Below are 25,769 nucleotides of genomic sequence, written 5' to 3'. Positions count from 1 at the left end.
TTAACTGCTGGCTGCTAGAAACTCACCGATACTGGTTGTTCCGGTGATGAAAGCCATTTGCATGAATGCGCCGCTCGTTGCTCAGGGCAAGCTGGCAAGCTTCAAATCCAGCAAGGCTGTATTTCGACTCGTCGGGCCGGCTGTCGCAACGTTGTTGATCACCATTTATGCGGTCGTCGTCTCGCTCTTCGTGGTGCCGAGCAATGTAGACGTGTCCTGGCTGCTGACGGTTGGCGACCGTGTCCTCAACGGCGAACGCCTTTACGTCGATATCGCCGAGGGCAATCCACCTTTTTCAACCTGGCTCTATTTGCCTTTCCTCGCCATGGAGCGCCTGACCGGGCTGTCGGCGGAATTTTGGGTGAGTGTGGGCGTGGCGGCCCTCGCGGCTGCTTCCGTCTGCTTTTCGGCTCGCATTCTTGCACGGACCGACGAGGTTCTGAAGCGGTGCGTCTGGATTATTCCGGCGGCGGTGTTTGTCGTGCTGTTCCTGTTTCCGCCGGATTTCGGCCAGCGCGAGCAGATTGCCGTGATCGCCTTGCTGCCGTGGCTGGCATTGCTTTCGGCACGTGATCGAACGGCGGATTTTCGTGCCGGCAGCATCGCCGAGCGGATGGTTGCCGGTGTCGGCGCCGGTATCTTCGTGATGATCAAACCACCCTACAGCGTGCTGGCTCTGGCGCTGCCGGCCCTTGTGATTGCGCTACAGCGACGCTCGCTGCGTCCGCTTTTTACGACGGAGAGTGTGGTCGGTGGTATTCTGACCGTTGGCTATCTGATCGCACTCGCTGTTTTCATGCAGCCTTTCTTCGCAGAGGTGCTGCCCTTGTTGCGTCAAGTCTATTTGCCGATGCGGATGCCGGTCATGGACATGTTGATGCTATGGCCTATCCCTATGTTCGCGGCCATGGCAGGGGCCACACTGGTGATGGCTTATCCCGGTCGGCCCCATCGCGATGCGCAAATACTGCTTTTGGCTGGAGCGGCCTACGTCCCTGCCTTCGTCATCATGGGCAAGGGGTGGACGTATCAGGCGCTGCCGTTCCTGACAGTCGGCGTCCTGGCATTGATGCTGCAGTCTATCAGGTTGAAACCATTGCGAAGCCTGCCCCTGCCGGCCATGTTTGGGGCCGCGCTTGGGCTGTTTTCGATCGTGAAATTGGTCGTGGCGCAACAAGGTCTGGCATTCACTCAGCCACGCGGCGGTCTCGACGCCGCGGCGGTCGCCGTCAGCCGCGTAATCGACCATCCAACCTTCATGTCGATCGGCTCGCGGCTGCAGGCCGGCAATCCGCTCGCCCGGATGACTGGCGCCCGTGTCGTGGCACGCAACCCCTCCGCCTGGATGGTCAGCGATGCCGAGATCCTCATCCGGTTGGCGCAGGACCCTGCCCAACGGCTGGATCTGGAGACCTTGCGCCAGCAATATACCGCGGCGATCGCCGGCGAACTTGCCGCGAAACGGCCCGACATTGTGGTCGACGACGGGACGGCGGAGCCGCGTGCGCCAATACCTTTGAGGGACAACATCGCAATCGCCAAGAGCTTGGCGGATTACCGCCCGCTGCTTCAGAACGGGTCGGTGACCCTGCTCATCCGCGCCGACGTCAAAGCTCGCCAATGGTATCGCAACCAAGCGTCCTACGTCGGCATGTCGATGCCTGGCGTGCCGCCAACCGTGGGCCCGCGCTCGCGGGCTATTATGTCGGCAAGCATCCATGCCGACAGGAACAGCGGTACCAGCACGCCGATGCCAAGCCCGGCATTGTTCACCAGATGCGCGATAGCCGGGTATAGCCAGATCAGTGCCAGAAAAATCCTCGGCATGGCGTTGCGCGTCGAGAACAGATAGGCGACGGCAACGGCTAGGCCGATCGTATCGTAGCTGTAGCCGTAAGGCGTCGCCAGCGTTGCCAGCACGGCGGTGAGCACGACCCGTTCGCGATGCTCGACCCGCCGCCATGGCAACCAGATCCAGATCGCCGTTGCGATCGCCGCGACCGTCGCAATGGCTTGCAGCGCATAGGCCGCAGTCAGTCCCAGACCGGACGCACGAGCCAGGAAGAACATGGTCGCCGCATTCGACTGATAGGGCTGCGGGTAGGGAGCCTCGAGAATCGCCGTCATCAGGGGACGGGTCTCGGTCCAGAACAGTGTCCAGACCTCGGAGCCAAGCAGCAGGCCGGTCAGGACGAACAGGGCCGACGACGACAGCGCGGCGGCAACAATGGCGCGCCAGTTGCCGTTCGCCAGCAAGCAGAACGGCACCAGTATGCCGAGATGCGGTTTTACCGTCAGCAGGCCGAAGAGCAGCCCTGCCAGGACCGGCCGCTTCGGCACCGCCGCCAATCCGCCGATGAGCAAGGCCGTCGTCAGGGCGCCGTTCTGGCCGAAGGCCGCGTTGATCAGTACGGCCGGACAAAAGAGGATGGCTGCTTCGGCAGCCTTGCCCAGTTGCAGCGGCCGGAGGGCCAGCCAGAGACAAAAGACCGTGCCCAAGGTCCACACGAGATAGGCGGGAAATATCGGCAGCAGCGCAAGCGGCGCGCCGAAAATCAGGATGCTGGGCGGGTAGCTCCACTCCTGGTTGGGAAGGTCTGGCGAAAACATCCGCCGCAGGGTTGCGCGATAGCTGTCCATATCGAACAGGAACGCGACATGCCCGTCGAGCGCCATGCGTCCGCCCGCCCACAGGTTTGTGAAGTCCCAATAGGGCATTCCGTGGCTGACCACGGACAAGCCGCGCTCGTCGGATGTCCACAATCCCAGGTGATAACGCAGCCCGATCAGAATCCCGGTGCACAGCACAAGTGCCGCGAAACGGATATCGGATCGAAAGGGGGCAGTCTGGTTGACTGGTGCCATTTGCGCTGTTTTCCAAGACCTGGCAGTCTTGATAGGGGACGCGCGTTAAGATCGGCTTATTTGGAGGCCTCATCGGGCTTCGTCACCCGCCGCAGCGTCAGATTGATCCTGCCGCCGTTTTTGAGCAGCGCCGAGGTCGAAGGGTAGATGCGGTCGACGCCATGGAAGGCAAGGCGACCCTCGCCGCCAAGCACGACGACATCGCCGCTTTTCAGCCTGAACGATTTGGTAGCGCCATCGCGCGTTGTCTGGCCGACCCTGAACAGGCAATCGTCACCCAGAGAGACAGAGACGACGGGCGCCGAGAAATCGGCCTCGTCGCGATCCTGATGCAGGCCCATCTTCGCATCAGGCGTGTAGAAATTGACCAGGCAGGCCTCTGGCGGATTCGCATAACCCGACACCTGCCGCCACAGGTCGAGCAGGCTGTCGGGGATGGGCGGCCAAGGCTCTCTGGTCAGCGGATGCGTCGGCTGGTAGCGATAGCCGCGTTCCTTGTCGGTGACCCAGCCGAGCGGACCGCAATTGGTCATGCGCACGCTCATCTCCTTGCCGGTCCGCGGCATGGCCGGCACGAACAGCGGCGCTTGCTGGACGATGCTCCTCACCTCCTCGACCAGCGCCTCCTGGACGGCGCGGGACAGCTGGGCCGGCATGTGGCGTACGCCCTTGGGCAGAACGAGCATGGATTTGGCTCATGTGAATGGTTCGGAGCCCAGCATGCCACCAGCGGACGAAAACGGCGACCCGAAAGCCGTCGTGGTTTTTGCCAGATGCCGTGCGCCGAATTCGTCTTTCCATTCGCCAATGGCGGTTGACGAATAAGACGAAGCGCCGCTGGTAATGCAACGCCGCGCGGCCTTTCGGACGCACGGCGCACTGATTTCTGCCCTGTGGCTCAGCCAAGCTCGGGAATACGCAGGACCTGGCCCGGATAGATCTTGTCGGGATGGGTCAGCATCGGCTTGTTGGCCTCGAAGATGACCGTGTTCTTGGCGGCCTGGTCCTTGCCATAGCTCTTTTCGGCGATCTTCCAGAGATTATCGCCCTTCTGGACGGTATTGAAGGTCGGCTCCTTGGCAGGGGCCGCCGTGCCGGAAGCCGGCGCGACCTGCAACTCGTCAGCCTGCACCTTGGAGACGCCCAATGTGTTGCCGACGGCAATGACCGCCTTTTCGAAGATCGACTGGTCGTTGACCACACCCTTCAGCACCGCCGTATCGCCATGGACGACGACCTGCACGCCATCGGTACCGAGCTTGTGTGAATCGAGCTCTTTCTTGAGCGTGTCGGCGGTGGGTGCGGCTTCTTCGTCGCCGCCGATGCCGAGCTTCTTGCCGACGCTCTTGACGAAATCGAACATACCCATCTCTAGGTCTCCCTTGCTGTGGCAATGGGGAAACCTCGCATCTGCGATGCGAAATGGGAAGCCGTTTTGTACACGCGCCTGGTGTGGTGCTTAATCGTTCTCCACCCGGCCGCGCAGCTTCTTGATCGTGCCGCGTCCCGCCTTGCTCTTCAGCCGTCGCTCAACCGCGCCTTTGGACGGCCGTGTCTTCTTGCGCGGCGGCGGCGGTGGTTCGGCGGCCTTGGCGACCAGTGCCGTGAGCCTCGCCCGCGCATCGGCGCGGTTCTGTTCCTGGGTTCGGAAGCGCCCGGCTTCGATGACGATGACACCGTCCTTGGTGGCGCGCTGGCCGGCAAGTTTTATGGTCCGCTCGCGCACGCGCTCGGACAGGCCCTCCGCGTTCTGCGCGTCGAAGCGAAGCTGCACCGCCGTCGCCACCTTGTTGACGTTCTGGCCGCCGGGACCGGACGAGCGGATGAAATCCTCGTGCAGGTCGCCCGGGTGGATCACGGCTTCGCCCGATATGATGATGTCGTCGTCGATCGGCATGCCGCAGTCATGGCGCGGCGGACCGAAAAAGAAAAGGCCCGATCGAAAGCCCAGCCCCTAACTCAAATATGATGATCCTGATCACGATGCCCAGGCGAGTTCGCCAAGATGGCGACGGACCCATTTCGTCTCTTCCGACGCCGTGCGCCCGAAATGCCGTTTGAAGTCGCGGCTGAATTGAGACGGGCTCGCGTAGCCCACCGAAGCCGCGACCTCTGCGATCGTCTTGTTCTGGCGTGCAATCATCAATCGTGCTTCGTGGAGCCGTATCGCTTTCACGTACTGCATTGGACTGTTGCCGGTCAGGCTCTTGAAATGGACGTGGTAGGAAGGAACGCTCATGCCCACGTCTTTTGCCAGATCGCCGATCGAAATTTCAGAACTGTAGTTTTGTCGCAACCAGGCCAGGCTCTGGATGATCCTTCCGGACGTGCCTTTCTGCTGCAGTGCCGCGATCATTGCACCGCCCTGCGGGCCGACCAGCACCCGGTAATGCAGTTCGCGCAGAATGCCGTCACCAAGGACGAGAGCTTCAACGGGGCTGCGAAGCGCCACAAGAAGGCGCAGCAGGACATCCTCCATTTCGGGGCCCATCCTGCTTGAAACGAGACCTCGCGGTCTGCCGCTCGCCGGTCCGGCATGCATCTGCGCTTGCATGGCGAGCTCGGCTGCCATCTGCATATCGAACTCAACATAGACCGCAAGCAATGGTCGCTCCGGACTGGCCGTCGATTTCATGCGGAATGGAACGGGCACCGAAACCGCCAGATAGTGTTCCTCGTCGTAGAGGTAGATTTCCCTTTCGAGGATGCCTTGCTTGCTCCCCTGTAATACGAACACCGCGCCTGGCTTATAGAGGACCGGGACGTCGTGAAGCACGGCTTCCGTCCTGAGTATGCGGACGCGGTTGAACGCGGTCGGATTATAGCCGTGACGAGGGGCGAGAGCTCCGGCCAACTCGACCAGCTCGTCTCGTCTGGATCGTTCGTGTTTGGCGGAAATAGGATTTGGCAACAACTTCAGAGAATCCGCGATCGAAACGCTGGGTTCCTCATAATATTTGTCAATCCATCACCAATCAAGGAAAGCTTGCGGGTCATGTCACAGAAAACCTTCTTTATCACCGGCGCGAATTCCGGCTTCGGGTTGGCCATAGCTTCTGCCGCTATCCGGATCGGCCATACGGTGGTTGGCGCCGTTCGCTCGGAGACATCACGCGCAGCGCTCGCCGACGTTCTCCCCGCAGTTCGACCGGTACTGTGCGACGTAACGGAATTCGACATCATACCCGACGTCGTCAGGCAGGCGGAGAACGAACATGGACCGATTGACGTGCTGATCAACAATGCCGGCTACGGCCACGAGGGAGTGCTTGAAGAGTCGCCGATCGAAGAGATGCGGCGTCAGTTCGACGTGAATGTCTTCGGCGCTGTCGCCGTCGCCAAGGCTTTCCTCCCCCGGTTTCGCGAGCGACGTCGTGGATTCATCGTCAATGTCACGTCGATGGGCATGCCGGGCATCGCTTACTATTGCGGCAGCAAGTTTGCGCTTCAAGGCATATCGGAAGTGATGCGTTCGGAAATGGCCCCGTTCGGCGTCCGCGTGACCGCGGTTTGCCCCGGCTCCTTCCGGACGGACTGGGCTGGGCGATCAATGGTCCGCACAGAGAGATCAATCACCGACTATGACGCACTTTTTGATCCGATACGGGAGGCGCGACAGGTAAAGAGCGGCAAGCAGCTCGGTGACCCCGACAAACTGGCAGCCGCCGTTTTAGGCCTGGTCGAATCCAGTGACCCGCCGCCGCAGCTTCTGCTTGGCAGCGATGCCCTCAAGCTCGTGTCGGACAGAATCGAACGTCTCCAGCAGGAAATCGAGGTGTGGAAATCCGTCACCGTCTCGACCGACGGCTGACGGCATGCGGTCCGACATCGATGTTCTGTCCGGCGCCTATTCGGCGGCTTCCTGCATGCGGGGCGCCGCGCCCATGACGGTTGCATCGACATGGCTTTCAAATTTCTCGAAGTTGACGGCGAACATGCCGACCAGCCTTGCCGCCTGCCGGTCGTAGGCAGCCTTGTCGATCCAGGTGGAGCGCGGATCGAGAATGGCGCTGTCGACGCTAGGCACCGCCATCGGCACCTCGAAGCCGAAATTGGCATCCGTGCGGAACGCGCCTGCCTTCAGCGAGCCGTCGAGGGCGGCGGCGAGCAGCGCGCGCGTCGCCTTGATCGGCATGCGCTTGCCGGTGCCGTGGGCGCCACCGGTCCAGCCGGTGTTGACCAGCCAGCAATCGGCGCCATGGCGCGCGATCAGCTCGCGCAGCAGATTGCCGTATTCCGAGGGATGGCGCGGCATGAACGGCGCGCCGAAACAGGTCGAGAAGGTCGCTTCGGGCTCGGTCACGCCCTTTTCGGTGCCGGCCACCTTGGCCGTGTAGCCGGAGAGGAAATGATACATCGCCTGCGCCGGCGTCAGCCGAGCGATCGGCGGCATCACACCGAAAGCGTCGGCGGTCAGCATGATGATGTTCTTCGGGTGATTGGCGCGTCCGGTCTTCGAGGCATTGGGGATGAAGTCGAGCGGGTAGGCGCAGCGTGTGTTTTCGGTGAGCCGGCCGTCATTGAAGTCCGGCACGGCGTCGGCATCGAGCACGACGTTTTCCAGCACCGTGCCGAAGCGCTGCGTGGTGGCGAAGATCTCCGGCTCAGCTTCCGCCGACAGCTTGATGGTCTTGGCGTAGCAGCCGCCTTCGAAATTGAAGATACCATGCGGACCCCAGCCATGTTCGTCGTCGCCGATCAAAGTGCGCGACGGATCGGCCGACAGCGTGGTCTTGCCGGTGCCCGACAGGCCGAAGAAGATGGCGGCATCGCCGGCCGGTCCCTCATTGGCCGAGCAGTGCATCGGCATCACGCCCTTCTCCGGCAGGAGGTAGTTGAGCATGGTGAACACCGACTTCTTCATCTCGCCGGCGTAGGAGGTGCCGCCGATCAGCACGATCTTGCGCGTCAGGTCGACGGCAATCACGGTTTCGGTGCGGCTGCCGTGACGGGCGGGATCGGCGCGGAAGGACGGCAGGTCGATGATGGTCATCCCGGGCACGAACTGTTCGAGTTCGGCCGCGTCGGGACGGATGAGCAGGTTGCGGATGAACAGCGAGTGCCAGGCAAATTCCGTGATCACCCTGGTGCGCAGGTTGAGCTCGGCGTCGGCACCGCCGACCAGATCCTGCACGTAAAGGTCCTTGTCCGCGGCATGGGCCTGGAAATCGGCGAGCAAAACGTCGAATTGGGCCGGCGAGATCGCCTTGTTGTTGTCCCACCAGACTTGCGGTTCGGTGGCGCCGTCGCGAACGACGAACTTGTCCTTGGGAGAGCGACCGGTGTGCTGGCCGGTCTCGGCGACAAGCGCGCCATGCGCGGTCAGCCGGGCTTCACCGCGCCGGATCGATTCCTGATAGAGGGCGGCCGCACCGAAATTATAGCGCACCGTGCCGGAGGTTTTCAGACCGATACGATCGATCGCGCAGGCAGGATTGCGTTTGCCGAATTCCGACATTTGGTGACCCTTCTCAAGATTTGCCGCATCTTTGCCGGCATATTTCCGGCACACCTACTAAGCAGGTTAGATGGTCAGAACCAGAAAAGGCAAATGATATCAAATATTTAATCGATTTAAATATTTTGAAAGTTGTTTAAATCGTTTATATATGCAAAAAGTTCGGTGGTTGCCCAAAGGATTGGCGGTGCTCGTTCGTCCAATCGGTGTCGAGGTAGAATTGTGGCCGCCGGCACGCCGCTCGTGACAGCGGACAAGGCCTATGCCACATTTTGTACCTAATTTGTCCTGCAAAAGCCCCTTCTCTACGACAGAAGGGACAGCTCATGAGGGAGCCGCTTGAAATGGCAACAATCGCGCTTGTCGATGACGACCGCAACATTCTGACGTCGGTGTCGATCGCCCTCGAATCCGAGGGGTATCGTGTCGAGACCTATACGGATGGTGCGTCCGCGCTGGAAGGCCTGGCGGCCCGGCCGCCGAATCTCGCCATCCTCGACATCAAGATGCCGCGCATGGACGGCATGGAGCTTCTGCGCCGGATGCGCCAGAAATCCGACCTGCCGGTGATCTTCCTGACCTCCAAGGACGACGAGATCGATGAATTGTTCGGTCTCAAGATGGGCGCCGACGACTTCATCCGCAAACCGTTCTCGCAGCGCCTGCTTGTCGAGCGGGTACGCGCCGTATTGCGGCGGGCCAGCGCCCGCGAGGCCGCGGCAAAAGCGCCGAGCCAGCAGGCCCGCTCGCTCGAGCGCGGCCAGCTCGTCATGGACCAGGAACGCCATACCTGCACCTGGAAGGGCGAACCGGTGACGCTCACCGTCACCGAGTTCCTGATCCTGCACTCGCTGGCGCAACGTCCCGGTGTGGTAAAAAGCCGTGATGCTCTGATGGATTCGGCCTATGATGAGCAGGTCTATGTCGATGACCGCACGATCGACAGCCACATCAAGCGGCTGCGCAAGAAATTCAAGGCTGTCGACGACGACTTCGAGATGATCGAAACCCTTTACGGAGTCGGATATCGGTTCCGCGAAGCATAATTTGATGTATGTCGAGCAAAAGCGGCCTCCGGTTTGGGGCTGCGACATATTTCAAACCTGGGACTAGCGGGAGCTGCTATTCGATGGCAGTGGAAGCACAGCGAAGCAGGCCGACGGGCGCCGCCAGGCGGCCGTCGCGCATCATGCCTTCCTTCGTGTCGAAAATCACGGTACCGATGCGCCGGTTCCTCGGGCACCACATCTTTTCCAGCCTGACGCGGCGCATCCTCTTCCTCAACCTTGCCGGCCTGGCGGTGCTCGTTACCGGCATCCTCTATCTCAACACCTTCCGCGACGGGCTGATCGACGCGCGCGTCGAAAGCCTGATGACGCAAGGCGAGATCATCGCCGGGGCGATCGCGGCGTCGGCGACGGTCGAGACGGACTCGATCAGCATCGACCCGGAAAAGCTGCTCGAGCTGCAGGCCGGCGAAAGCCTGGGGCCTGGCTCGGACCAGCTCGATAACCTCGATTTTCCGATCAATCCCGAGCGTGTGGCGCCGGTGCTGCGGCGACTGATCTCGCCGACCCGCACCCGCGCCCGCATCTATGACCGCGACGCCAACCTGCTGCTCGATTCGCGCCATCTCTATTCGCGCGGTCAGATCCTGCGCTACGACCTGCCGCCGGTGGACGAGGAAGAGCCGGACCTTGTCGAGCGCATCCAGAAGTTCATCTTCGACTTCTTCCGCAACACCGACCTGCCGGTCTATCACGAGCAGCCGGGCGGCAATGGCGCTGCCTTCCCGGAAGTGGTGAAGGCGCTGACCGGCAGCCCGTCGACCATCGTACGCGTCTCGGAACAGGGCGAGCAGATCGTCTCGGTGGCGGTGCCGATCCAGCGTTTTCGCGCGGTTCTCGGTGTGCTGATGCTGTCGACCGAAGGCGGCGATATCGACAAGATCGTCGCGGCGGAACGCAAGGCGATCCTGCGCGTCTTCGGCATCGCGGCGCTGGTCACGGCCATCTTGTCGATGCTCCTGGCCTCCACCATCGCCAACCCGCTGCGCCGGCTGTCAGCCGCTGCCGTGCGGGTCAGACGCGGCGTCAAGAGCCGCGAGGAAATCCCCGACTTTTCCGACCGCCAGGACGAGATCGGCAATCTGTCGATCGCCGTACGCGACATGACCAACGCGCTCTATGCGCGCATCGAGGCGATCGAGAGTTTCGCCGCCGATGTTTCGCATGAGCTGAAGAACCCGCTGACGTCGTTGCGCAGCGCCGTCGAAACATTGCCCCTGGCGAAAAACGACACCTCACGCGCGCGTCTGATGGAGATCATCCAGCATGACGTCAAACGGCTGGACCGTCTCATCACGGACATTTCCGATGCCTCCCGCCTCGACGCCGAACTGGCGCGCGAGGACGCGGGAACCGTCGACCTGAAGAAATTCGTTACCGACCTCGTCGCTGTTTCGCGTGAAACGACGCGCAACAAGAAGGCGGTCGAGATCGAGCTCAAGGTTGCCAAGCTGCCGCAGGGCGCCAAGGGCTATGTCGTCGTCGGCCATGATCTGCGCATCGGCCAGGTCATCACCAACCTGATCGAGAACGCCCGCTCCTTCGTGCCGGAGGACCATGGCCACATCAGCCTGTCGCTGGCGCGCGCCGGCAAGTTCAACATCCTGACCGTCGACGACAATGGTCCCGGCATCCGCGCCGACAACATCGACCGCATCTTCGAACGCTTCTACACCGACCGGCCCGCCGGCGAGGCGTTCGGCCAGAACTCGGGCCTTGGCTTGTCGATCTCCAGGCAGATCGTCGAGGCCCATGGCGGTACGCTGACCGCCGAAAACATTCCCGGCACCAAGCCCGGCGAGATCAAGGGCGCACGCTTCGTCGTGACGCTGCCGGCCGAGGGATGATCGCCGATCGTTATGGATTGCGCCGTGCGGCCTGAGAACATTCATGCGACGGCACTGCTGATGGGCGAGCGCGGCATTCTCATCACCGGCTCACCCGGGTCGGGCAAGACAACGCTGGCACTGACGCTGATCGACCATTGCCTGCAACGCGGATTGTTCTCCCGGCTCGTCGGCGACGATCAGCTCTTTGTCGAAGCCCATGCGGGGCGGCTGGTGTGCCGTGCACCCGCCGCCATCAAGGGCCTGGCCGAAGTTCCACGGCTTGGGCCACGACCCCTGCCATTCGAGCCGGCCTGCGTCGTCGACCTGCATGTGCGGCTGCTGCCGGCAGTCGAAATCGCACGCTTCCAGGAGGACGCCAGCGACAAGATCGCCGGTTGCGCGGTGGCGCGCATCGATCTGGCCGAACGCAATGTCGCCGCCGCCTTGGCCGCCGTGATGGCGCGGCTGTCGATCGCGCCTTTTCTATGATCCGCCCTGGGTTTTTTGCTGCAATGCGTCAAAATGGCATGGGCCGGCGCAATTTTGGGCTTGTCAACGGGCCTCGCGTCGACAAGATAGCGCTCCCGCCGCCTGGATTGGCTGGCGAGCATAAAATGCGCCTGTGAAGCGGCGATGACGGGAGCCACCAAAGAATGATCGGACTCGTGCTTGTAACGCACGGTCAACTGGCCACCGAGTTCAGACATGCCGTCGAACATGTCGTCGGGCCACAAGACAATTTCGAAACCGTGGCGATCGGTGCCGACGACGATATGGAGCAGCGTCGCCGCGACATCGTCGATGCGGTCGCCCGTGTCGATACGGGGGCAGGTGTGATCGTGTTGACCGACATGTTCGGCGGCACGCCATCCAACCTTGCAATCTCGGTGATGGAGTCCGGCCGCACCGAAGTGATCGCCGGCATGAACCTGCCGATGCTGATCAAGCTGTCGTCGATCCGCAAGGGCGATAGCATGGCGGCAGCGCTCGACGAAGCGCAGGCCGCGGGCCGCAAATACATCAACGTCGCCAGCCAGCTTTTGAGCAGCAAATGAGCACGCTGTCGCCTGACAAGGACCAGATCGTCCGGGAGTTTCCGATCGTCAACCAGCGCGGCCTGCATGCGCGCGCTTCGGCGAAATTCGTCCAGCTTGCCAGCGGCTTCAACGCTTCAGTCCATGTCGAGAAGGACGGCGTCAAGGTCGGCGGCACCTCGATCATGGGCCTAATGATGCTGGCCGCCAGCCCGGGATACTCGATCCGCGTCACCGCCAGCGGCCCCGAGGCGCTCGAGGTCATGGATGCGCTGGAGCAGCTTGTCGCCTCCCGTTTTGGCGAGGAGTGCTGACCTCGAAGTCGGCCCTCCAGGACATGCACGAATAAAGATTTCTTTATATCCCATTGTCGCGCGAAGCCTGATCTGCTAGTCAGGCCGGCAATTCGCGCCCTTGGAAATGTCTTCCGGCACGGCGCATCCGCTAACAATTCGCAAGTATGACAATTCGCATCGGAGCACTGCCATGACGGGTAGCAAGGACTATGTGGTCGCCGACATCTCGCTTGCCGGCTGGGGCCGCAAGGAACTCGATATCGCCGAAACCGAAATGCCGGGCCTTATGGCCTGCCGCGAGGAATTCGGCGCCAAGAAGCCGCTCAAGGGCGCGCGCATCACCGGCTCGCTGCACATGACCATCCAGACGGCGGTGCTGATCGAGACGCTGAAGGTGCTCGGCGCCGACATCCGCTGGGCTTCCTGCAACATCTTCTCGACCCAGGACCACGCCGCCGCGGCCATCGCCGAGGCCGGCATTCCGGTCTTCGCCGTCAAGGGCGAGAGCCTCGAGCAGTACTGGGACTACACCGACAGGATCTTCCAGTGGGCCGATGGCGGCCTCTCCAACATGATCCTCGACGATGGCGGCGACGCCACCATGTACATCCTGATCGGCGCCCGCGCCGAGGCCGGCGAGGACGTGCTGTCCAATCCGCAGAGCGAGGAAGAGGAATACTTCTACGCCCAGGTCAAGAAGCGCCTGAAGGCTTCGCCGGGCTTCTTCACCAAACAGAAAGCGGCGATCCGCGGCGTCACTGAAGAGACGACGACCGGCGTCAACCGGCTCTACCAGTTGCAGAAGAAGGGCCTGCTGCCCTTCCCGGCCATCAACGTCAATGACTCGGTCACCAAGTCGAAGTTCGACAACAAATATGGCTGCAAGGAATCGCTTGTCGACGGCATCCGTCGCGGCACCGACACGATGATGGCCGGCAAGGTCGCGGTCGTCTGCGGTTATGGCGACGTCGGCAAGGGCTCGTCGGCCTCGCTCAAGGGTGCGGGCGCCCGCGTCAAAGTCACCGAGGTCGATCCGATCTGCGCGCTGCAGGCCGCTATGGACGGCTTTGAAGTGGTCACGCTGGAAGAGGCGGCCCCGACCGCCGACATCGTCATCACCACCACCGGCAACAAGGATGTCGTTACCCTCGACCACATGCGTTCGATGAAGGACATGGTGATCGTCGGCAACATCGGCCATTTCGACAACGAAATCCAGGTCGCGTCGCTGCGCAATTTGAAGTGGACCAATGTCAAGCCGCAGGTCGACATGATCACCTTCCCGGACGGCAAGCGGATGATCCTCCTGTCGGAAGGCCGCCTGCTCAATCTCGGCAACGCGACCGGCCATCCGAGCTTCGTCATGTCGGCCTCTTTCACCAACCAGGTGCTGGCCCAGATCGAGCTGTTCACCAAGGGTGAGCAGTACCAGAACCAGGTCTATGTGCTGCCCAAGCATCTCGACGAGAAGGTCGCGCGCCTGCATCTCGACAAGCTCGGCGCCCACCTGACCGAACTATCGGGCGAGCAGGCAGCCTATATCGGCGTCACACCGCAGGGTCCGTTCAAGCCGGAACACTACCGCTATTAAGCAAATCCGGATTTACCGCTAGATATTGACGCCGGGCGATTGACTTTTCGCCCGGCTTTATTTTTGCACCGAATGATTCTTCACGCCGATTCCGGCAGGCGCTATTGTTGTGATTCGCGGATCCGGGGACGAGGATCGGCGTACGCATCAGGGCGGTCTTGCATTCAGGCGGCGAAGAGGACCAAGACATGCCGGGGGATAACCCGCTTCAGGCGGGAAAGGCCGTTTCCGGCGGCCATGACGAGTCGAGGACCATGGGCTCCGCCCCGCGAGGCGAGCGCCTTTCATGGCGCGCCCGTGCGGGATTGTTTCTTGCCGGCTCCGCTCTCGCCTGCCCCTTGGCGGGCGCGGTCGCGCATGCCCAGACCGCCGGCGCCGCCGTGGCCAGTCTTTCGATCAGCACCATCGAGGTCGTACAGCTGGCGGTGTTCGTCGGCGTGACGGGTACGGCATTCCTGTCGGCCATCGTTCTCATCCGCGAACGGGCGCGTACCTCGGCGGAGAATGTCGAGCTGAGAAGCCGCGTCGCCGACGTCAGCGCGGCGTTGCGGCGTTCGGAAGCGCTGCTCAACCTGCGCGATCAGCGTGTCGTCGTCTGGGCCTCGGAAAACAAGAAACCCGAACTCATCGGCACATTGCCGACCGAAAGCGGTGCGCCGGAAGAACGGGCCGCGTTCCTCGCTTTTGGCCGCTGGCTGATGCCGCGTTCGGCGGCGGCACTCGAACATGCCGTGGCGGGTTTGCGCGAAAAAGGCAGGCCGTTCGACCTGGTGATCGAATCCCAGGCCGGCGCTCCACTGGAAGTGCATGGCCGCAAGAGCGCGGCCCATGTGCTGGTGCGGTTTGTCTCGCTTTCCGAGACGCAGCGCAGCCAGGCCCGGCTCAAGATCGACAACCAGCGGCTGGCCACCGATCATGACACGATGATCGGGCTGCTCGAGGCGCTGAAGATGCCGGCATGGCTGCGTGACGAGCATGGCCGCCTGAAATGGGTCAACCGGGCCTATGCCGACGCGGTCGAAGCCGAGAGCGCGGAAGCCGCCGTGCGTGACGCTAAGGAATTCCTCGGCGGCCAGGCGCGCGAGGCCATCGCCACGCAGCACAAATCGCATCCGGTATTCGAGCAGTCGCTTTCGACGGTGATCGAAGGCGACCGCCGCGTGTTCGCCGTGACCGACTTTGCCGGCGCCGACGGTTCGGCCGGCCTTGCCTGCGACACCAGCGCCATCGAGGCTATCCGTGGCGAATATGAGCGGACCGTGCGCAGCCACGCCGATACGCTCGACCAGCTCAACACCGCTGTCGCCATCTTCGACACCGACGAGAAGCTGCGCTTCTTCAACCAAGCTTTCCAGAAGCTGTGGGGGCTCGACAGCGGCTTCCTGCACAGCGCGCCCGACAACGCCCTTTTGCTCGACCGGCTGCGCAGCGAGGGCAAGATCGCCGAACAGCCGGAGTGGCGCCGCTGGAAGGAAGGCCTGCTCAGCGCCTATCGTGCGGTCGAATCGCAGGAACACTGGTGGCACCTGCCGGATGGCAAGACGATCCGTGTCGTCGCCAACCCGCAACCCAAGGGCGGCGTCACCTGGGTGTTCGAGAACCTGACCGAGAAGATGGATCTCGAAAGCCGCTACCGCACCGCGGTTCGGGTCCAGGGCGAAACGCTCGACAATCTCGCCGAGGGCGTTGCGGTGTTTGGCCCCGACGGCCGGCTGCGGCTGTCGAACCCGGCCTTTGCCACGCTGTGGGGATTGGACGCGGAAGCCGCCAAGCCCAATGTGCACGTATCGGCCATACGCGAGCTGTCCGATCGGCAAGCGGTCGAGAGCCCCTGGCCCGGCTTCGTCGCCGCCATCACCGGTTTCGACGACGAGCGCCGCGACCGCCACGGCCAGACCGAGCTCAACAACGGCACCGTGCTGCGTTACGCCGTGATCCCGCTGCCCAACGGGCAAGTGATGATGACCTTCGTCGACGTCACCGACAGCGTCCACATCGAGCGCGCGCTCAAGGACAGGAACGAGGCGCTCGAGAAATCAGACCAGCTCAAGAACGAATTCGTCCAGCATGTGTCCTACGAACTGCGGTCGCCGCTGACCAACATCATCGGCTTCACCGAGTTGCTGTCGCTGCCGGCGACGGGCCCTTTGACGCAGAAGCAGCGTGAATATGTCGAGCATGTCGGCTCGTCCTCATCGGTGCTGCTGACCATCGTCAACGACATACTCGACCTGGCGACGGTCGATGCCGGCATCATGCAGCTCGATATTTCCGAAGTGCATGTCGACCGCACCATCGCGGCCGCCGCCGAGCTTGTCGCCGACCGGCTGGAGGAGCATTCGATCCGGCTCGCGGTCGACGCCGCCGCCGCGCCAAAGACCTTCCATGGCGACGAAACCCGCATCCGCCAGATCCTCTACAATCTGCTGAGCAACGCCGCCAATTACGCGCCGGAGGCCAGCACCATCCGGCTGGCATGCCGCCGGCTGGCGGACGGAGTCGAGTTCTCGGTTCACGACGACGGGCCCGGCATGCCGCCCGACGTGCTCGATTCGGTGTTCCGCCGCTTCGAGCCGCGCGCCAATGGCGGCCGCCGGCGCGGCGCTGGCCTCGGCCTGTCCATCGTCAAGAGCTTTGTCGAACTGCATGGCGGCGCCGTTCGCATCGAAACCGGCAGGGATAAGGGCACGACCGTCATCTGCACCTTTCCCGACATGCCGGGTATCCGCGCAGCGGCCGAGTAGCGCGCTCGATGACGGAACCGGTGCTGGAGCGTTTGCTCGCCGACGAGACCCAGACAGCGCGGCTGGGCGAGGATCTTTCGCTGGCTCTGCGCGTGGGCGACGTGCTGGCGCTCAAGGGCGATCTCGGCGCCGGCAAGTCGACGCTGGCAAGAGCGCTCATCCGGACGCTGGCCGACGATGCCGGTCTCGAAGTGCCGAGCCCGACCTTCACCCTGGTGCAGAGCTACGACACACGCATTCCGGTCCATCATTTCGACCTCTATCGCCTGTCGTCGGCGGCCGAGTTGGACGAACTGGGCTTCGAGGAAGCGCTGGCGCAAGGTGCAGCCCTTATCGAATGGCCGGAACGGGCTGACGGCTATCTACCTAGGACGACGGTGCTGATCGAACTCGTCCAGCATGGCGAGGGCCGGCTGGCCCGACTGTCGGGGCAAGGCGCGACCTTCGACCGTGTCGCGCGCTCGCTGGCCATGCGCGGTTTTCTGGAGAGCGCCGGATGGGGGCAAGCGCGGCGCCGGCATTTCATCGGCGATGCCTCGGCCCGCTCCTACGAGATCGTCTCGCTTGCCGGCGAGGCGCCGCGCGTGCTGATGAACTCGCCGCGGCTGGTGCTCGGCCCTCCCGTGCGCGACGGCAAACCCTATGCGGTGATCGCCCACACCGCGCAGTCGGTGTCCGCCTTCGTCGCCATCGACCGTGCGCTGCTAGCCGCCGGGGTCGCGGTGCCCAGGATCGACGCGCAGGATCTCGACCAGGGTTTCCTGCTGCTCGAGCATCTGGGCTCGGAAGGCTTCCTCGCCGACAATGGCGAGCCGGTCGCCGAACGTTACGAGGCGGCAGCCGAACTGCTCGCCATGATGCATGGCAAGGCCTGGCCTCACCGGATGGAGGCCGCTCCCGGCGTCGTTCATGACGTCCCGCCCTTCGATCGCGACGCCATGCTGATCGAGGCGGACTTGCTGATCGACTGGTACCTGCCGGAGATATCGGGCGGCCCGGCGGGCGACACGCTGCGTTCCGGCTATCACAGGACATGGGACGCGCTTCTCGACCGGCTGCAAGGCAGCGAATACACGCTGATGCTGCGCGACTTCCACTCGCCCAACATCATCTGGCGCGGCGAACGGTCCGGCCTCGACCGGCTCGGCATCGTCGACGTCCAGGACGCGCTGATCGGGCCCGCCGCCTATGACGTCGCCTCGCTTGCCATGGACGCCCGCGTCACCATGGCACCCGAGATCGAGAAGCGGACGCTCGATGCCTATCTCGCGGCGCGTCATGCAGCGGGCGACTTCGATGAAGCAGGCTTCCTCGAAGCCTATGCAATCATGGCCGCGCAGCGCAATTCCAAGATTCTGGGCATTTTCGTGCGTCTCGAAAAACGCGACGGCAAACCCTATTATCTCAAGCACCTGCCGCGCATCCGCGACTATCTGAGGCGCGCGCTGTCGCATCCCGCGCTCGCCGACCTGCGGGATTTCTACAGCGCGCACGGGCTGCTGGAGGAACGAGCGCTGTGACAAGAAGACCGAAGACCGCCATCGTTCTTGCCGCCGGGCTCGGCAAGCGCATGCGGCCGATCACCGACACCATCCCCAAGCCGCTGGTCCAGATCGCCGGCAAGACGCTGCTCGACTGGGGCCTCGACAGCCTGGCCGCGGCCGGCGTCGGCAAGGCGGTGGTCAATGTCCATTATCTTCCCGAACAGATCGTCGCCCATGTCGCCGATCGCCGCTCGCCGCGCATCGTCATTTCCGATGAGAGCGACCGGCTGCTCGATTCCGCCGGCGGCATCGTCAAGGCGCTGCCGGAGCTCGGCCGGGAGCCGTTCTACATCCTCAACGCCGATACATTCTGGATCGACCACGGCCCGCTCAATCTCGGGCGGCTTGCCCTTGCATGGAACGGCGCGAAAATGGATATTCTGCTGATGCTGGCGGATCTCCACCGGGCGACAGGACACTGTGGCAGCACCGATTTCCTGGTGGCGCCGGATGGCGCCCTGCGGCGTTCAAAAGGCGATCCTGCCGGCTTGATCTATGCCGGCGCCGCGATCATCCACCCGCGCCTGTTCAAGGACGCACCAGCCGAACCGCATTCGATCAATGCCTATTTCGACAAGGCGATTGCCGGCGGCCGCCTGTTCGGCATGCCGATGCATGGCCACTGGATAACCGTCGGCACGCCCGATGCCATTCCGCTCGCCGAAGACGCGGTGGCCGGTGCACTCATCGGGTCGCAATGAGCGGCTCAAGCCGCGTTTTCTCCATTCCCTCCGGAGCGCCGTTTCTGCCGACGCTGGCCGAGGCGCTGCTTGACGGCCGTCTTGTCCCCGGGTTTCGTTTCGAAGGCGACCCGCTCGCCCTGGCCGACGTCACCATCTATGTGCCGACGCGCCGCGCCGCACGTGCCTTGCGCGGCGTCTTCGTCGATAGCCTGAAGGCGCGTGGCGGCGGCGGTTCGGCCATTCTGCCGGTGATCCGACCGCTGGGCGAATTCGACGAGGATGAGGCCGCGTTCGATGCCGAGCCAACCGCGGCAATCGATCTCGCGCCACCCATCGCCGCCGCCGAGCGGCTGTTACTGCTGACGCCGCTGGTGCGGGCGTGGAAACGCCGGCTGCCCGCCCATGTCGCGGCCCTCTTCGCCGAGGAGATCGTCGTCCCGGCCTCCACCGCCGACGCGATCTGGCTGGCGCGCGATCTGGCCGGGCTGATGGACGAGATCGAGACGGAAGGCACCGACTGGGCCAAACTCGCCGGCCTGGTGAGCGGGAACCTTGCCGGATGGTGGCAGGTGACGCTCGAATTCCTCGGCATCGTCACCGATGCCTGGCCGAGATTCCTCGAAGAGAACGACCGCTCCAACCCGGCCGCGCATCGCAGCGCCCTGATCCGTGCCGAAGCGGCGCGGCTGCGGCGCAATCCGCCCGCCGGGCCGGTCATAGCCGCGGGGTCCACCGGCTCCATCCCCGCCACGGCGGAGTTGCTTGCGACCATTGCCGGCCTCTCCGGCGGCGCCATCGTACTGCCCGGGCTCGACCGGATGCTGGACGAAGCCTCCTTCCAGGCGCTCGTCGCACCCGGCGCGCGTCCAGCCGTGCTTGGCCATCCGCAATACGGCCTGGCGAAGCTGATCGGCAAGATCGGCGTGCTACGCGGCGATGTCAAGGAGATCGGTGCGGCCGAGCCGAAGCTTGGGCTCCGCGCGGCCCTTGTCGGCGAGGCGCTGCGGCCGGCCGAGACCACCGAATTGTGGGCCGAGACGCGAAACGGGTTTTCGGCGTCCGATATTGCCGGCGCCTTCGCCGACGTGACGCTGCTCGAAGCGGCCAGCGAGCGCGATGAGGCAGTCGCCATCGCCGTCGCGCTCAAGCGTGCGGTCGAAGAACCGGGCCGGAGAGCGGCGCTCGTCACCGGTGACCGCGCGCTGGCACGCCGCGTCAGCGTGGAGCTCAAGCGCTTCGGTGTCGTTGCCGACGATTCCGGCGGCACGCCGCTTTCCAACACCCCGGCAGCCAGCCTCCTCAGGCTGGCGCTCGAAGCGGTGTTCCGGCCGGGCGATCCGGTCGGCCTGTTGTCGCTGCTCAAGCATCCACTACTCGGCCTTGGTCTGGAGAGGTCCGATGTGCGCCGCGCGGCGGAACTGGTAGAGCTGGTGGCGCTGCGCGGCGGCACCGGCCGCCCCGACATCGCTTCGCTGCCGGACCTTTTCGAGGCCCGCCTCACCGGGCTCGGCGGTGATAGCCGACCGCCCTTCTGGTTTACCCGCCTGACCGTGCGCTCCATCGAAGGCGCGCGGAATTTGCTTGGGCGTCTCAAGCAAGCGCTGGCGCCGCTTTCGGTCTTTCGCGGCCAGGCGGAAGCTGACCTTGCCGCGCTGGTCGAAGCCAGCGTCGTTGCCATGGAGAATCTCGGCCGTTCCGCTGATGGCAGCCTTGGCGAACTTTACGCCGGCGACGCCGGCGAAAAGCTCGCCGAACTGCTGCGCGGGCTGGTCGCGGCTTCGGCCTCGCTGTCGTTCGCGGCGAGCGAATGGCCCGATGTGATGGAGGCGCTGATCGCGCCCGAGACCGTCAAGCCGGCGCAAGGCACCGACAGGAACATCGCCATCTGGGGTGCACTCGAGGCGCGGCTGCAGGATGTCGATACGCTGGTCATCGGCGGGCTCAACGAAGGAGTCTGGCCGCGCAAACCGGAGAGCGACCGCTTCATGTCGCGGCTGATGAAGACCGGCATCGATCTCGAGCCGCCGGAGCGGCGCATCGGTCTTGCCGCGCATGATTTCCAGATGGCCATGAGCGCGAGACACGTGGTGCTGGCGCGCTCGGCGCGTGCCGGCGACGCACCCGCGGTGCCTTCGCGCTGGTTGCAGCGGCTGGTCACCTTCATCGGCAACGACCAGGCGGCAGCACTGCGCCGGCGCGGCGATGAGCTGCTTGCCTGGGCGCGCGCGCTCGACACCGGGCCGAAGCGGGATTTCGCGCCGCGGCCACAGCCGAAACCGCCGCTTTCGATGCGTCCAACGCATTTCTCCGTCACCGAGATCGAGACGCTGCGCCGCGACCCCTACGCCGTCTATGCCCGAAGGATCCTCGGCCTGATGCCGCTCGACCCGCTCATCCGCGATCCGGGTGCGGCCGAGCGCGGCACGCTTTTTCACGCCATCCTGCATCTCTTCTCGTCCGAGGTGGCGGACCCGCGCGCGCCGGACGCGCTGGCCGGGCTCATCGCCGCCGGCCGCGCCTGTTTCGCCGAGGCAGCGCTTCCAGCCGATGTCGAGGCGGTGTGGTGGCCGCGTTTCGAAAAGCTCGCCGCCAACATCATCGAATGGGAGCGCACGCGCGCCTACGCGGTGGTCCAGCGGCATGCCGAGGAGCGCGCCGGCAAGACCGGCGTCGGACAGTCCGGCGTGACGCTGTCCGGCTATGCCGACCGAGTCGATCTGCTGGCCGGTGGCATGGCCGACATTCTGGACTACAAGACCGGCTCCTCGCCGTCCAAGGCGCAGGCGCATACGCTACTGGCGCCTCAGCTGGCGCTGGAAGGCGCGCTGCTCAGGCGTGGCGCGTTCAAGGACCTGGGCACGCGCGAACCGTCGCAACTGGCCTTCATCAGGCTGAAGCCGAATGGCGAGGTGTTCGAGGAATCCATACTCGAACACAACCGCCAGCCACGCACCGCGGCCGATCTCGCCGAGGAAGCCTGGGCGCGGCTGGAGAAACTGCTGATCCACTATGCCAACCCGGCGGCCGGCTATCTGTCGCGCGCGCTGCCGTTTCGCGAAGGCGAAACCGATGGCGACTACGACCATCTCGCCCGCGTGCTCGAATGGTCCGCCGGCGGAGACGCCGGGGATGAGGGAGGGGAGGCATGAAGAAAGCCTATCCGATCCCGAGCGATACCGCTTCGAGCCAGGCCCGCGCCGCCGATCCCGGCAATTCCGCCTGGGTGTCGGCCAATGCGGGATCGGGCAAGACCCATGTGCTTGCCCAGCGTGTCATCCGGCTGCTGCTCAACGGCACCGACCCGTCGAAGATACTGTGCCTGACCTATACGCGCGCCGCGGCCGCCAACATGTCGAACCGGGTTTTTTCGACGCTGTCGGAGTGGACGACGCTCAGTGACGCCGACCTGGCGTCCAAAGTAGAGGCGTTGGAGGGACGCTGGCCCGATCGCGACACCATGCGCAGAGCCCGCCGCCTGTTCGCCGAGGCCCTGGAGACGCCTGGCGGGCTGAAAATCCAGACGATCCACGCTTTCTGCGAATCCGTGCTGCATCAGTTCCCGCTGGAAGCCAACATTCCCGCCCATTTCGAAATGCTCGACAGCCAGATGGAGGCCTCGCTTTTTGCCGCCGCGCGCCGCGAGATGATCTCCGCCGCCGGCGACAGGAATTTGGCCGAGGCCTTCGCCACTGTGCTGGAGCGTGGGGGCGAGGCCGGTCTCGACGCGTTGCTCGGCGAAATCGTGCGCAAGCGCGACGGGTTGCGCCATTTCCTCGATGCTGTCGGGCATGACGGCTTCCAGCCCTTGTTCGATGAATTCCATTTCCAGCCCGGCCAGGCCGCCGAAGGGATAGCGGCATCGATATGGCCGCTGCCCGGCTTCCTGCCGGACTATTTTGCCGGCTTTGCCCAGGCCGCCGAAGCCACCGACGCCAGATCGGCGCTGAACAACATCCTGCCTTATGCGCGCCTAGCCTTCGCCGAGAGCGACCCCGTTCGCCGGCTGCAGTTGCTGGCAAGAGCCTTCCTCAAGACCGATGGCGATCCCTACGACCCGGCAAAGGCCTTCAAGAAGGCGCTGACCGACCGGCTGCCAGATCTCGCCGGGCGCTATCTCTCGGCAGCCAGCGCCATCATGGAGACCGTCGACCGGCTGGCGCTGTTCAGGATGCTGGAAGGCACACGCGCGGCGCTGACCATCGCCGATTGGTTGATCGCGCGCTACGAAGTGTTGAAGCGCAGCCGCGGCTTTCTCGACTTCAACGACCTGATCACCCGTACGGTAAACCTCTTGGCGCGGCCCGATGCCGGCCCTTGGGTGCAGTACAAGCTCGACCAGGGCATCGACCACATACTGCTCGACGAAGCGCAGGACACCAGCCCGGATCAATGGGAGGTGGTGAAGCGGCTGGCGGAAGAATTCTTTGCCGGCTTTGGCGCCCGCGAACGGGTCCACCGCACGATCTTCGCCGTCGGCGACGAGAAGCAGTCGATCTACTCCTTCCAGGGCGCGGCACCGGATTCTTTCGCCGACAGCCGGTTGTTGTTCGCCCGACGGGTGCGCGACGCCGAGGCGTCCTTCGCCGACCTTAAGCTGACCTGGTCGTTCCGCTCCACGGACGATGTGCTGGCCGCCGTCGACCGCGTCTTTGCCGATCCCATCGTGCGGCGCGGCATCAGCCACGACCCCGATCCGCTGAACCATAAGGCGATCCGCAGCGATGCGCCGGGTTATGTCGAGGTCTGGCCATCGATCGGCGCCGAGGCCGTCGACGAGCCCGACGACTGGGCGCAAGCCATCGACCATGCCCATGCACCGGCGGTGCGCGTCGCCGAGAATGTCGCGGCCACCATCGCCGGCTGGATCGGCAAGGGCGAAATCATCGAGGGCCGTGGCAAGCGGCTGCGGCCGGGCGACGTGCTCGTGCTGGTGCGCAAGCGCGACAGCTTCGTCCACGCGTTGACACGAGCGCTCAAGCGGCGCGACATTCCGGTTGCCGGCGCCGACCGGCTGAGCCTGCCCGGACATATCGCGGTCAAGGACCTGATCGCGCTCGGCCATCTGCTGATCCAGCCGCAGGACGACCTGTCGCTGGCCGCCGTCCTGCGCAGCCCGGTCTTCGACCTGCCGGAGGAGACGCTGTTCACGCTCGCCGCACAGAGGCCGCCCGGCGTGTCGCTGGCGGCATCGCTGCGCCAGCAAGCCGGCGAAAGCGAAGCGCTAGCGGCGATCGTTGCGCAGCTCGACGCCTGGGCTGACGAGGCCGCCTTCAAGCCGGTGTTCGAGTTCTATGCCGCCCTGCTGGCGCGCGATGGCGTGCGCCGCAAGATGATCGCGCGGCTCGGGCCGGAAGCCGGCGATATTCTCGACGAATTCCTGAGCTTCTGCCTTGCCGAGGAGCGGACCGGCCTGCCCGGGCTGGAAGCCTTCCTGTCGACGCTGGAAAACGCCGGCCCCGAGATCAAACGCGAGATGGACCAGACCCGTGACGAGGTCAGGGTGATGACCGTGCACGCGGCCAAGGGCCTGGAGGCGCCGGTTGTGTTCCTGGTCGACGGCGGTTCCGCCCCGTTCAGCGACCAGCATTTGCCGCGCCTGATGCCTTTCGACGGCTCGGGTCGACATTGGGACGGCAAGGGCTACCTCTGGCGTTCGGCGAGCGACGTCGCCAACGGCTTTTCGAAAACGGCCGCCGCTCGCGCCCGTGAACTCGCCGACGACGAGTACCGCCGGCTGCTCTATGTCGGCATGACGCGCGCCGAGGACCGGTTGATCGTCTGCGGCTATCACAGCAAGCGGGCGCCGAACAGCGGCACCTGGCATTCGATCGTCAGCCGAGCGCTGAGCGGCGCGCCCGAAAGCGAACAGCGTCCGCATCCTGCCGGTGGCGAGCCTGTCTACCGTTTTCACGTCACCAAACTGCCGCCGGTTACGCGAAGCCCGGGCGAGCAGGCGCGGCAGGTCGATGCGTTCGGTCCGTTGCCGGCGACTTTGTTCCGGCCCTTGCCGCCTTTCGAGGACCTGCCGCGTCCATTGTCGCCGTCGGGCGCCTCGGCGCTGATCGAGGAAGGCAAGGAAGCGGTGGTCGACAAGGCCTCGCCGGTGCTGGACGCCGATGCCGAGCCGGGTTTTGCCGTGCTGCGCGGGCTCGCCCTGCACAAACTGCTGCAGATGTTGCCCGGCATTGCCGAGAGCGACCGCCAAGGTGCGGCAGAGCGTTACCTCTCGCGAACGGGTGCGGCGTGGCCGCAAGCCGAGCGCCAAAAGGCTCTGGCCTCGGTCGTGGCCATCTTTGCCGAGCCCGGCCTCGGTCAACTGTTCGCGCCGTCGTCACGTGCCGAGGTCGCGATCATGGGCAGCCTTGAGGTCAAGGGCAAAATCCGCTCCATCTCCGGGAAGATCGACCGGTTGGCGGTGACAGCGGATACGGTTTCGATCGTCGACTACAAGACCAACAGGCCCGCACCCGCTTCCCTGGCCGAAGTGCCGCCGGCCTACCTGCTCCAACTCGCGCTATATCGCGCCCTGCTGCAGCCGCTTTATCCCGGGCGGGAGATCAAGGCGGCCCTGCTGTTCACCGAAGCGCCAAGGCTGATCGAACTGCCGGCTCGGGCCATGGACGACGCCCTTGCCCGACTCACGGGAGCGTGACACAAG

Annotated in this window: 18 protein-coding genes; 12 read left to right on the top strand and 6 right to left on the bottom strand. The window is 64.2% G+C overall.

What is annotated here, in order from left to right; translation table 11 throughout:
- Positions 1-1,641: 1,641 nt before the first annotated feature.
- From FJ492_RS03570 to FJ492_RS03550, 5 genes are all read right to left on the bottom strand, one after another.
- On the bottom strand, positions 1,642-2,865 hold the full coding sequence (locus FJ492_RS03570; RefSeq protein ID WP_140768517.1) for a glycosyltransferase family 87 protein: 1,224 nt from the start codon (positions 2,863-2,865) through the stop codon (positions 1,642-1,644).
- Positions 2,866-2,921: 56 nt separating this feature from the next.
- Entirely contained in the window at positions 2,922-3,551 is a 630-nt protein-coding gene (locus tag FJ492_RS03565) for an alpha-ketoglutarate-dependent dioxygenase AlkB (RefSeq protein WP_140768515.1), read from the bottom strand.
- A gap of 212 nt (positions 3,552-3,763) precedes the next feature.
- Positions 3,764-4,234 (bottom strand): peptidoglycan-binding protein LysM, encoded by a 471-nt coding sequence (gene lysM, locus FJ492_RS03560; protein WP_140768513.1) that lies wholly within the window; start codon positions 4,232-4,234, stop codon positions 3,764-3,766.
- A gap of 90 nt (positions 4,235-4,324) precedes the next feature.
- Positions 4,325-4,762 carry an alternative ribosome rescue aminoacyl-tRNA hydrolase ArfB gene (arfB, locus tag FJ492_RS03555; protein ID WP_140506833.1) on the bottom strand — a complete coding sequence of 146 codons (438 nt, stop codon included), beginning with the start codon at positions 4,760-4,762 and terminating at the stop codon, positions 4,325-4,327.
- An 81-nt stretch (positions 4,763-4,843) separates the two neighbouring features.
- Positions 4,844-5,779 carry an AraC family transcriptional regulator gene (locus FJ492_RS03550; protein ID WP_140768511.1) on the bottom strand — a complete coding sequence of 312 codons (936 nt, stop codon included), beginning with the start codon at positions 5,777-5,779 and terminating at the stop codon, positions 4,844-4,846.
- An 81-nt stretch (positions 5,780-5,860) separates the two neighbouring features.
- On the opposite strand from FJ492_RS03550, the gene FJ492_RS03545 reads away from it, so the two are divergent.
- Positions 5,861-6,676 (top strand): oxidoreductase, encoded by an 816-nt coding sequence (locus tag FJ492_RS03545; protein ID WP_140768509.1) that lies wholly within the window; start codon positions 5,861-5,863, stop codon positions 6,674-6,676.
- Between the two features lie 36 nt (positions 6,677-6,712).
- Here the strand turns inward: FJ492_RS03545 and FJ492_RS03540 are convergent, their stop codons facing one another.
- Positions 6,713-8,323 carry a phosphoenolpyruvate carboxykinase gene (locus FJ492_RS03540; protein WP_140768507.1) on the bottom strand — a complete coding sequence of 537 codons (1,611 nt, stop codon included), beginning with the start codon at positions 8,321-8,323 and terminating at the stop codon, positions 6,713-6,715.
- Between the two features lie 344 nt (positions 8,324-8,667).
- On the opposite strand from FJ492_RS03540, the gene FJ492_RS03535 reads away from it, so the two are divergent.
- The 11 genes from FJ492_RS03535 (at position 8,668) to addA (ending at position 25,763) form a co-directional block, all read left to right on the top strand.
- Complete coding sequence (locus FJ492_RS03535; protein ID WP_010912942.1) at positions 8,668-9,369, top strand: response regulator transcription factor; 702 nt, start codon at positions 8,668-8,670, stop codon at positions 9,367-9,369.
- A gap of 83 nt (positions 9,370-9,452) precedes the next feature.
- Positions 9,453-11,237: a sensor histidine kinase gene (locus FJ492_RS03530; RefSeq protein ID WP_140506841.1), complete on the top strand. Its 1,785-nt coding sequence runs from the start codon at positions 9,453-9,455 to the stop codon at positions 11,235-11,237.
- 12 nt (positions 11,238-11,249) lie between these two features.
- Complete coding sequence (locus tag FJ492_RS03525; protein ID WP_140768505.1) at positions 11,250-11,708, top strand: HPr kinase/phosphorylase; 459 nt, start codon at positions 11,250-11,252, stop codon at positions 11,706-11,708.
- A 164-nt stretch (positions 11,709-11,872) separates the two neighbouring features.
- Positions 11,873-12,274 carry a PTS sugar transporter subunit IIA gene (locus FJ492_RS03515; protein WP_140768503.1) on the top strand — a complete coding sequence of 134 codons (402 nt, stop codon included), beginning with the start codon at positions 11,873-11,875 and terminating at the stop codon, positions 12,272-12,274.
- Positions 12,271-12,567: an HPr family phosphocarrier protein gene (locus FJ492_RS03510; protein WP_015314359.1), complete on the top strand. Its 297-nt coding sequence runs from the start codon at positions 12,271-12,273 to the stop codon at positions 12,565-12,567. Before FJ492_RS03515 ends, FJ492_RS03510 begins: the two co-directional genes overlap by 4 nt.
- A 172-nt stretch (positions 12,568-12,739) precedes the next feature.
- On the top strand, positions 12,740-14,140 hold the full coding sequence (gene ahcY, locus FJ492_RS03505) for an adenosylhomocysteinase (protein WP_140768501.1): 1,401 nt from the start codon (positions 12,740-12,742) through the stop codon (positions 14,138-14,140).
- A gap of 188 nt (positions 14,141-14,328) precedes the next feature.
- Positions 14,329-16,884: a PAS domain-containing sensor histidine kinase gene (locus FJ492_RS03500; RefSeq protein ID WP_140716296.1), complete on the top strand. Its 2,556-nt coding sequence runs from the start codon at positions 14,329-14,331 to the stop codon at positions 16,882-16,884.
- Positions 16,885-16,892: 8 nt separating this feature from the next.
- Positions 16,893-18,404: a tRNA (adenosine(37)-N6)-threonylcarbamoyltransferase complex ATPase subunit type 1 TsaE gene (tsaE, locus tag FJ492_RS03495; protein ID WP_140768499.1), complete on the top strand. Its 1,512-nt coding sequence runs from the start codon at positions 16,893-16,895 to the stop codon at positions 18,402-18,404.
- On the top strand, positions 18,401-19,129 hold the full coding sequence (locus FJ492_RS03490) for a nucleotidyltransferase family protein (protein ID WP_140506851.1): 729 nt from the start codon (positions 18,401-18,403) through the stop codon (positions 19,127-19,129). The genes tsaE and FJ492_RS03490 overlap by 4 nt, the downstream gene beginning before the upstream one ends.
- Complete coding sequence (gene addB, locus FJ492_RS03485; RefSeq protein WP_140768497.1) at positions 19,126-22,260, top strand: double-strand break repair protein AddB; 3,135 nt, start codon at positions 19,126-19,128, stop codon at positions 22,258-22,260. Before FJ492_RS03490 ends, addB begins: the two co-directional genes overlap by 4 nt.
- Positions 22,257-25,763 carry a double-strand break repair helicase AddA gene (gene addA, locus FJ492_RS03480; RefSeq protein ID WP_140768495.1) on the top strand — a complete coding sequence of 1,169 codons (3,507 nt, stop codon included), beginning with the start codon at positions 22,257-22,259 and terminating at the stop codon, positions 25,761-25,763. The genes addB and addA overlap by 4 nt, the downstream gene beginning before the upstream one ends.
- The last annotated feature ends 6 nt before the right edge of the window (positions 25,764-25,769 follow it).

The sequence above is a fragment of the Mesorhizobium sp. B2-5-4 genome, from assembly GCF_006441095.1.
Classification (GTDB): Bacteria; Pseudomonadota; Alphaproteobacteria; order Rhizobiales; family Rhizobiaceae; genus Mesorhizobium; species Mesorhizobium salmacidum.
Note: the sequence above shows the minus strand (reverse complement) of the source record. Positions and strands in the feature narration are given on the sequence as shown.